Annotated in this window: 6 protein-coding genes, 1 tRNA gene and 1 pseudogene; 3 read left to right on the top strand and 5 right to left on the bottom strand. The window is 70.0% G+C overall.

Annotated elements, in window-relative coordinates; genetic code table 11:
- The 5 genes from G6030_RS11960 to aceE all read right to left on the bottom strand — a co-directional run.
- The coding region (locus G6030_RS11960; protein WP_182643271.1) for a carboxyl transferase domain-containing protein at positions 1-1,315 on the bottom strand (1,315 nt) is incomplete at its 3' end.
- Between the two features lie 259 nt (positions 1,316-1,574).
- Positions 1,575-1,826 (bottom strand): meromycolate extension acyl carrier protein AcpM, encoded by a 252-nt coding sequence (gene acpM, locus G6030_RS11955; protein WP_007629089.1) that lies wholly within the window; start codon positions 1,824-1,826, stop codon positions 1,575-1,577.
- 106 nt (positions 1,827-1,932) lie between these two features.
- Positions 1,933-2,859: an acyltransferase domain-containing protein gene (locus G6030_RS11950; protein WP_182643270.1), complete on the bottom strand. Its 927-nt coding sequence runs from the start codon at positions 2,857-2,859 to the stop codon at positions 1,933-1,935.
- Positions 2,860-3,014: 155 nt separating this feature from the next.
- The gene (locus G6030_RS16880) at positions 3,015-4,268 is read right to left on the bottom strand and encodes a helix-turn-helix domain-containing protein (protein WP_182643269.1); all 1,254 of its coding nucleotides are present in this window, start codon (positions 4,266-4,268) and stop codon (positions 3,015-3,017) included.
- Positions 4,265-7,060, bottom strand: coding sequence for a pyruvate dehydrogenase (acetyl-transferring), homodimeric type (gene aceE / locus G6030_RS11940; protein ID WP_182643268.1), 2,796 nt, complete (start codon positions 7,058-7,060; stop codon positions 4,265-4,267). The genes G6030_RS16880 and aceE overlap by 4 nt, the downstream gene beginning before the upstream one ends.
- Before the next feature lie 316 nt (positions 7,061-7,376).
- Here aceE and G6030_RS11935 point away from each other — a divergent pair, with 316 nt between their 5' ends.
- The 3 genes and pseudogenes from G6030_RS11935 to G6030_RS11925 form a co-directional block, all read left to right on the top strand.
- Positions 7,377-7,811, top strand: a complete 435-nt coding sequence (locus G6030_RS11935) for a DUF3052 domain-containing protein (RefSeq protein WP_007628241.1) — start codon at positions 7,377-7,379, stop codon at positions 7,809-7,811.
- A gap of 99 nt (positions 7,812-7,910) precedes the next feature.
- Positions 7,911-7,983 (top strand) — tRNA-Val (locus tag G6030_RS11930).
- Between the two features lie 4 nt (positions 7,984-7,987).
- Positions 7,988-8,214, top strand: a pseudogene (locus tag G6030_RS11925) (hypothetical protein); the annotation flags it as partial.

Raw genomic sequence — 8,214 nt, 5'->3', positions numbered from 1 at the left:
GGCCGACGCCGCCGGCGATCGCCGCGTGCTCCTCGGCCAGCCGCTCGTGCAGGGCCTCGCGCTCGTCCTCCGGCGCGGCCGCGAGGGTGCGCTTGTGGAGGATGCCGACGGCCGCCTTCGCGCCCATGACCGCCACCTCGGCGTCCGGCCACGCGAACACGGCGGAGGCACCGAGCGCGCGGGAGTTCATGGCGATGTAGGCACCGCCGTAGATCTTGCGCGTGACGAGCGTGACGCGGGCGACCGACGCCTCGGCGAACGCGTGCAGGAGCTTGGCGCCGCGGCGCACCACGCCGTCCCACTCCTGCGAGACGCCGGGCAGGTACCCGGGCACGTCCACGATCACGACGAGCGGCACACCGAAGGCGTTGCAGAGGCGGACGAAACGGGACGCCTTCTCCGCCGACTCGGAGTTGAGGCACCCGCCCAGTCGCAGCGGGTTGTTGGCGATCACGCCGACGGTGCGGCCGGCGATCCGACCGAAGCCCACGACGATGCTGGGCGCCCACTTGGACTGCAGCTCCTCGAACGTGGTGTTGCCGTCCAGCTCGGAGGAGTCGAGCAGGCCGTGGACGAGCGGGCGGACGTCGTACGCGCGCTTGGGCGACTCCGGCAGCAGCCCGGCGAGGTCCGTGTGGTCGCCCTCGAGGAGGCGCTGGTCGAACTCACCCTGCGCGGTGAGGAGGGTGACCAGTCGGCGGGCCCGGTTCAGGGCGTCGCGCTCGTCCTCGGCGGCGATGTGGCACACCCCCGACTTGCGGTGGTGCACGTCCTGGCCGCCCAGGCCCTCCATGTCGACCTGCTCGCCGGTCACGGAGCGGACCACGTCGGGCCCGGTGACGAAGATCTTGCCCGCCGGCGCCATGATGACGACGTCGGTCAGGGCGGGGCCGTAGGCGGCGCCACCGGCGGCGGGTCCGAGCACGACGGAGATCTGGGGGACCAGACCCGAGGCGCGGACCATGGCCTCGAAGACGGTACCCACGGCGTGCAGGGCCTCGACGCCCTCCGCGAGGCGGGCACCCCCCGAGTGCCAGACGCCCACGATGGGCAGCTGCTCGTCGATCGCGACATCGATCGCGCGAACGATGTGCCGGCACCCGTCGAGGCCCATGGCGCCACCCATGACGGTGGCGTCCGTGGCGTAGGCGATGGTGGGCTCACCGTCGATCAGGCCGCGCGCGGCCAGGGCTCCCGAGGCGTCGGGTTCGGTGATGAACTCCAGCGAGGCGGGATCGAAGAGGTTCTCGAGCCGGACGACGGGGTCGCGCGGATCGATCTGGGTGTTCTGGTCAACAGCGCTGGTGATGGTCATGAGTGCAGTCCTTTCCTTGGTGCACGTCCCGGGGAGGGAGCGTGCACCTGTGACGGACCCCCGGACTGGCTTGTGGGCGGACGATGACCGGAAGCGGGACCCCCGTCCCGTTTCCGGACCTCGTGCCCGGCGCCCCGCTCTGGGCGGGGCGATCTGTGGAGTGCCCTGCACGCGGGGAAGGGACGCGGGCTCGACGTGGTGCACCGACCGCACCTTCGGCCCTGAACGCGTCCCCGCCCCCGACGTGCGGGGCGGGAAATCAGCTCTGGTCGATCTTCTGAATGTAGTCGACCGCATCCTGCACGGTACGCAACTTGGCGAGGTCCTCGTCGGGGATCTCCACTCCGTATCGGTCCTCGGTCTGCACGGCGATCTCCACCATGGAGAGCGAATCGATGTCGAGGTCGTCGACGAAGGACTTCTCGGGGGTCACCTCGGACGGCTCGATCCCGGTGACCTCCTCGACGATTTCCGCGAGTCCTGCGATGATCTCGGCCTCGGTGCGTGCCATGTGGTGTCCTTTCTGATGGGTGATGTCGTGCCCGACGGGCGCGACGGACGTTTGTCGTACCCGATCATCGACGACGGCCGACGAACGGGGGTGGTCGGGGGAGGCCTCAGGCCCCGCTGAGGGCGGGAACCGTCGCGAGAGCGGTCTCGATGTCCTCCGGGACGGTCACGCCGTGGCGGGCGACCTCGCGCATCGAGCGCTTGGCCAGCCCGACGAGCGCGCCGGACGGCGGCAGCTCGACGAACGCGTCCACGCCGAGCTTGAGCATGGTCTGCGTGCAGAGGTCCCAGCGCACCGGGTGGGTGATCTGCGAGACCACCCGGTCCAGCGCGTCACGGCCTGAGGTGACCGCCATGCCGTCGGCGTTCGACAGCAGCGTCAGCTCGGGATCGTTGACCACGATCGTCTCGGCCAGCGCGCGGAACTCGTCGACGGCGGAGTCCATGTGGCTCGTGTGGAACGCGCCGGCGACCTCGAGCCGACGCAGGCGCGCCCGGGTGGGCGGGTTCTGCTCGAGTGCGTCGCAGGCCTCGAGCGGGCCCGCGGCGACGATCTGCCCCGCGCCGTTCCGGTTCGCCGGCGCGAGCCCGGCATTGTCCAGAGCCAGCAGCACATCGGCCTCGACCCCGCCGAGAACGGCGATCATCCCGGTCGGTCGCTCGGCGCACGCCCGTGACATCGCCGCTCCGCGGACGGACGCGAGGCGCAGGGCGTCCGCCTCCGAGACCACGCCGGCGATCGCCAGCGCCGCGATCTCGCCGATCGAGTGACCCGCGACGAGCGTGTCGGAGGGGACCTGACCGCGTCGGCGCAACTCCGCGGCACCGAGGAGTGCGGAGGCCACCACGAGTGGTTGGGTCACCGCGGTGTCGGTGATCTCCTGCAGGGTCGCCGTGGTGCCGAGGCGCTCGAGATCGAGTCCGCTCGACGCGGACCAGTCGGCGAGACGGTCGGAGGCGCCGGGCAACTCGAGCCAGGGCGCGAGCATCCCGGCTTTCTGTGACCCTTGTCCAGGGGCGGTTAGGCAAAGCACGGGTATCAGACAACACGGCCGGGCCCCTTTCGGATGATGTTCCCGAAGCCAGAAACGAGCCCGGGATTTTGTGGGATCCCCACAAATCTCGAGCTGGCTGCTCGTCCATCTCCGGAGGAAGAGGTTTCGTTACAGGTTGTGACGCAAGTGAATATTTAGCCCTCTTGAGTAGTTCGCTCGGCAAACTTCCCGAGGACGAGCGCGATTCTCAGCACGAATGCGTCTCGAGCGGTGAGGGGGTCGAATTTAGTGATTTGACTCACTCTCTTCAGGCGGTACCTGACGGTATTGGGATGGACGTACAACTCGCGGGCGCACTTCTCCACGTGCCCGCCGGAGTCGAGATAGGCCCGCAGGGTGTCCTCGACGGAGGCGTCCGCACCGCGCAGGGGCGTGACGATCCGGTCGACCAACATCGCCGCCGCGCCGCGGTCGCCCCCGAGGACGCGCTCGGGTAGGAGGTCGATCGCCGCGACGGGCCGCGGCGCGCCGGGCCAGCCGCTCACCGCCGCCGCCCCGGACAGCGCCTCCGCCGCGCTGTCCGGGGCCTCGACCAGGGAGCCCACGGTGTGTCCGTGGACGACGGGGGCGTCCGAGGAGAACGCGTCGAGCACGGTAGGCGGGATCGACGCGGAGGACTCCAGCTCTCCCGACAGGATGACGACGAGGCGGGCCCCCTGCACCACGGCCAGCGCGTGCCGGTCGGACGAGACGGCGGCCCTGTGGACGGCGGGTACCGAGGCGAGACCCAGATCCTCCCTCGGGGTCCCGATGATGACCGTGGCCGCGGTCGTCGGATCCCAGTTCAGTGCGGAGGCGCCGGAGATGAGATCCGCGTGCCGGTCCCCGCGGACCACGGCGTCGACGATCATCGCCTCCATGCGCGTGTCCCACGCGCCGCGGTTCTCCGCCGCCGCGGCGTACACGGAGGCTGCGGTGAACCCAAGCTCGCGGCCGAACTTCAGGACTGCCGCGATCATCAGGCCGCGCTGTCGCTCGTTGTGGGTGATCCGGGGCATCACCAGCTCGAAGTACTCGAGGGTCGAGCGCACGAGCTGCACCGTCTGTTGCAGGGTGAGCCCCTGACCGACGCCCTTGGGTAACAGCTTGAAACCGGCGATGGTGTCGGTGTGCGGGGCCTCGGGGTTGCGCACCCACGTGACGAAGTCGCGGACCGCGCTCTGGATGATCAGCTGGATCTCCGCCCGCTGGTCCGCCGAGAGTTCGGCGAAGAACGGCAGTTCCTGCTCCAGTGCGCGGACCGCCTCGGTGGACAGGGTCCCCGAGTACCGCGTGATGCGCTTGAGGAGAGCGTCGGAGACCGGCCTGTCGTCCGGCGGCGTGGACGACCGCCGCCGGACGCGCTCCGGCTGACTCTCCCCGGTGGCGGGGTCGGACGTCTCGGTCACGCCACTCCGGGATCCGTCGTCGGCTCGGGGGCGGCCATGACGTCGTCGATCCGGTACTGCCGCGCGGCCTCGAGGAGGGTGACCTTCTCGATGGCGCCCTCGCGGACGAGCCCCGCCAGCACGGCGACGACGATCGACTCGGCGTCGGTGTTGAAGAAGCGACGAGCGGCCGGCCGGGTGTCGGAGAACCCGAACCCGTCGCAGCCCAGAACCGTGAAGTCACCGGGGACCCAGGCGCGGATCTGGTCCGGCACCGCCTTCTGGAAGTCGCTCACCGCGACCTTCGGCCCCTCGGCGTCGGCCAGCGCCGCCGCGACGAACGGGGTGCGCGGCTGCTGATCCGGGTGGCGCAGAGCGTGTCGCTCACACTCGAAACCGTCGCGGGCCAGCTCGGTCCAGGAAGTCGCGGACCACAGGTCGGCCGCGACGTCCCAGTCCTCGGCGAGCATCCGCTGCGCGTCGACCGCCGCGTACATGGCCACGCCCGAGGCGAGGATGGCGGCCTTGTGGGTGCCGGACTCGGCCGCCCGGAACCGGTACAGGCCCCGCAGTAGCGCGTCGGCGTCCAGATCCTCCGGCTCGGCCGGCTGCGGAACGGGCTCGTTGTACAGGGTGATGTAGTACGAGACGTTGCGGTCGATGCCGTCGGTCTCCGTCTCGTGGGCGGAACCCGGCCCGTACATCCGCTCGACGCCGGCACGCATGATGTGCGCGACCTCGTAGGCCCAGGCGGGGTCGTAGGAGATGATCCCAGGGTTGGTCGCCGCCAGCAGCGGGGAGTGTCCGTCCATGTGCTGGAGGCCCTCGCCGGTGAGGGTCGTGCGGCCGGCGGTGGCGCCGAGCAGGAAGCCCCGGGCGAGCTGGTCGGCGGCCGCCCAGATCGCGTCGCCGGTCCGCTGGAAGCCGAACATCGAGTAGAAGATGTACAGCGGGATCATCGGCTCGCCGTGGGTGGCGTATGCGGTTCCGGCGGCCGTGAACTCGGCGACCGAACCGGCCTCGCTGATGCCCTCGTGCATGATCTGGCCGTTCTTGGCCTCCTTGTAGCTCAGCATGAGCTCGTGGTCGACCGAGGTGTAGTTCTGGCCGTGCGGGTTGTAGATCTTCAGCGTCGGGAACCACGAGTCCATGCCGAAGGTGCGGGCCTCGTCCGGGATGATGGGCACGAAACGGTCACGCAGCGACTCGTCGCGCATGAGCTCCTTGGCGGTTCGCACGAGCGCCATCGTCGTGGCCACGGCCTGCTTGCCCGAGCCCTTGCGCAGCGACTTCAGGGCGTCGATGTCGGGCACGTTCAGCGGGGTGAAGGTCTGCCGCCGCTCGGGCACGTGACCGCCCAGCGCGGCACGGCGGTCCAGCATGTACCGGATCTCGGGGGAGTTCGGCCCCGGGTTGTAGTACGGCGGCTGGGCGGGGTCGGCCTCGAGCTCCTCGTCGGTGATCGGGATCTGCTGCTTGTCGCGGAACAGCTTGAGGTCGTCGAGCGTCAGCTTCTTCATCTGGTGGGTCGCGTTGCGCCCCTCGAAGTTCTGACCCAGCCCGAAGCCCTTGATGGTGTGGGCCAGGATCACGGTCGGCTGACCGGTGTGCTCGAGCGCGGCCTTGTACGCGGCGTGGATCTTGCGGTAGTCGTGCCCGCCGCGGCGCAGGTCCCAGATCTCCTCGTCCGTCATGTCCTCGACGAGCTTGGCGGTGCGGGGGTCGCGGCCGAAGAAGTGCTCGCGGACGTAGGCGCCGTCGTTGGCCTTGAACGTCTGGTAGTCACCGTCCGAGACGGAGTTCATCAGCGAGACGAGCGCGCCCTCGGTGTCCTTTTCGAACAGCGCGTCCCACTCGCGGCCCCAGACGACCTTGATGACGTTCCAGCCGGCGCCGTTGAAGTAGGACTCCAGCTCCTGGACGATCTGGCCGTTGCCGCGGACGGGCCCGTCGAGCCGCTGGAGGTTGCAGTTGATGACGAAGGTGAGGTTGTCCAGCGCGTCGTTGGCCGCGATCTGCAGCGCGCCGCGCGACTCGACCTCGTCCATCTCACCGTCGCCGAGGAACGCCCAGACGTGCTGCTGGGAGGTGTCCTTGATGCCGCGGTTGTGCAGGTAGCGGTTGAACCGCGCCTGGTAGATGGCGTTGATGGGCCCGAGACCCATCGAGACGGTCGGGAACTCCCAGAACTCGGGCATCGAGCGGGGATGGGGGTAGGAGGGCAGGGACCGACCCGGGTGGCTCTTCTCCTGCCGGAAGCCGTCGAGATCGTGCTCGCGGAGCCGACCCTCGAGGTACGCGCGGGCGTACATGCCGGGGGAGGCGTGGCCCTGGAAGAAGACGTGGTCACCGCCGCCGGGATGGTCCTTGCCGCGGAAGAAGTGGTTGTAGCCCACCTCGTAGAGCGGCGCCGCGCCCGCGTAGGTCGAGATGTGGCCGCCCACGCCGATGCCGGGGCGCTGCGCGCGATGGACCATGATGGCGGCGTTCCAGCGGATCCACCGGCGGTAGGTACGCTCCACCGCCTCGTCGCCCGGGAACTCCGGCTCGAGGCTGGTGGGGATCGTGTTGACGTAGTCCGTGGAGGTGAGCGCCGGGAGCGGTACGCGTTGTTTTGAGGCACGTTCGAGCAGCCGCAGCATGAGGTAACGAGCCCGCTCGGGCCCGGCCTCGGCGAGCAGACCGTCGAGCGAATCCATCCACTCCTGGGTCTCCTCGGGATCGGAGTCCGCCAGGTAGGACGCGACGCCCTCGCGGAGGACCGGCACGTTGGTGGGTGCGGAACCGTTCCTGGGGCCTGCGTTCTCGGTCATGCTTCTCGTCCTCACTTCTGTGATTCGTACCGTGGCGGCCCGGTGGGGCCACCACTCGTCGGTACAGCGTCGGGCCCGCACCGCGGTCCACGGGTGTGTGGCGGACCGCGTCGGGCTCGGACCGGGCCACCGTCGGCCCGTCGTTTCCGATTGTGCCCCAAAGCGTGACCCGCGACACCGTCGCGGGATGCCCCGCGCCGGTAAATGGGCGGTAGTCGTTTCCCCGGTGCCTGTCCGCGGGTAGTGTTCCTGGTCAGCGAAAGTCCTCGATGAACTACCTCGATGGACTACTCGGAACAGAGGGAGGAACACCACGGTGGTCGCCGCGGCGAACCAGCAGGACGGAGCGGACCAGGTCGCTGGTCAGCTCGATCTGACGGAGGGCATGCTCGTTCAGGAGGTCGGATGGGATTCCGACTGCGACGAGTCGATCAGCGAGGCCGTCGAGGACGCCGTCGGATCGGAGCTGCTGGAGGAGGACACCGATGAGGTGGTCGACGCGGTGTTGCTCTGGTGGAGGGACGGTGACGGGGACCTCGTGGATCGGCTGATGGACGTCGTCACGCCGCTCGCGGACGAGGGGTCCGTCTGGGTCCTCACCCCCAAAACGGGGCGTGACGGGCACGTGGAGCCCGCCGTGATCGCGGAGTCCGCCCAGACCGCGGGGATGCTCCAGACCCGGACGGCGGCCATCGGGGACTGGGTCGGCAGCCGGCTCGCCCTCCGCAAGAACAGCATGCCGCGTAAGTAGGGCCGAGCGTCCCCGGAGCTCCGCGCCCGCCCCGCGGGGAGGCGCGGCCCACGGTGGGATACTCTGAGCCGCGCCGGCGCCCGTGAGGCGCTGGCGTACGCGCGCGTAGCTCAGCGGTTAGAGCTCTGGTCTTACACACCAGCGGTCGGGGGTTCGATTCCCTCCGCGCGCACCCCATGGACACCTCTCGCGCCTGCGGCATCGCCCTGGGCTTCCTCGTCGACGCGGCGCTGGCCGACCCCTCGAGGTGGCATCCGGTGGCCGGCTTCGGCGCGGTGGCCTCGCGCGTGGAGGGACTGCTCCACCCGCCCGCGGACGCCGTCGACGCCCACGCGGCCGCAGGCGCCCACGACACGACGGCGGGCCGCGTCGCCGTCCGGGCCCGCGGTGTCGTCTTCACCGT

It is taken from the genome of Dietzia sp. E1, assembly GCF_014145015.1.
Lineage (GTDB): Bacteria > Actinomycetota > Actinomycetes > Mycobacteriales > Mycobacteriaceae > Dietzia > Dietzia cinnamea_A.
This window is presented reverse-complemented; position numbering and strand designations above follow the sequence as displayed.

Bases quoted from the DNA above. Each gene is read 5' to 3' on its own strand.
- aceE (WP_182643268.1), bottom strand. From the start codon at position 7,060: ATGACCGAGAACGCAGGCCCCAGGAACGGTTCCGCACCCACCAACGTG.
- acpM (WP_007629089.1), bottom strand. From the start codon at position 1,826: ATGGCACGCACCGAGGCCGAGATCATCGCAGGACTCGCGGAAATCGTC.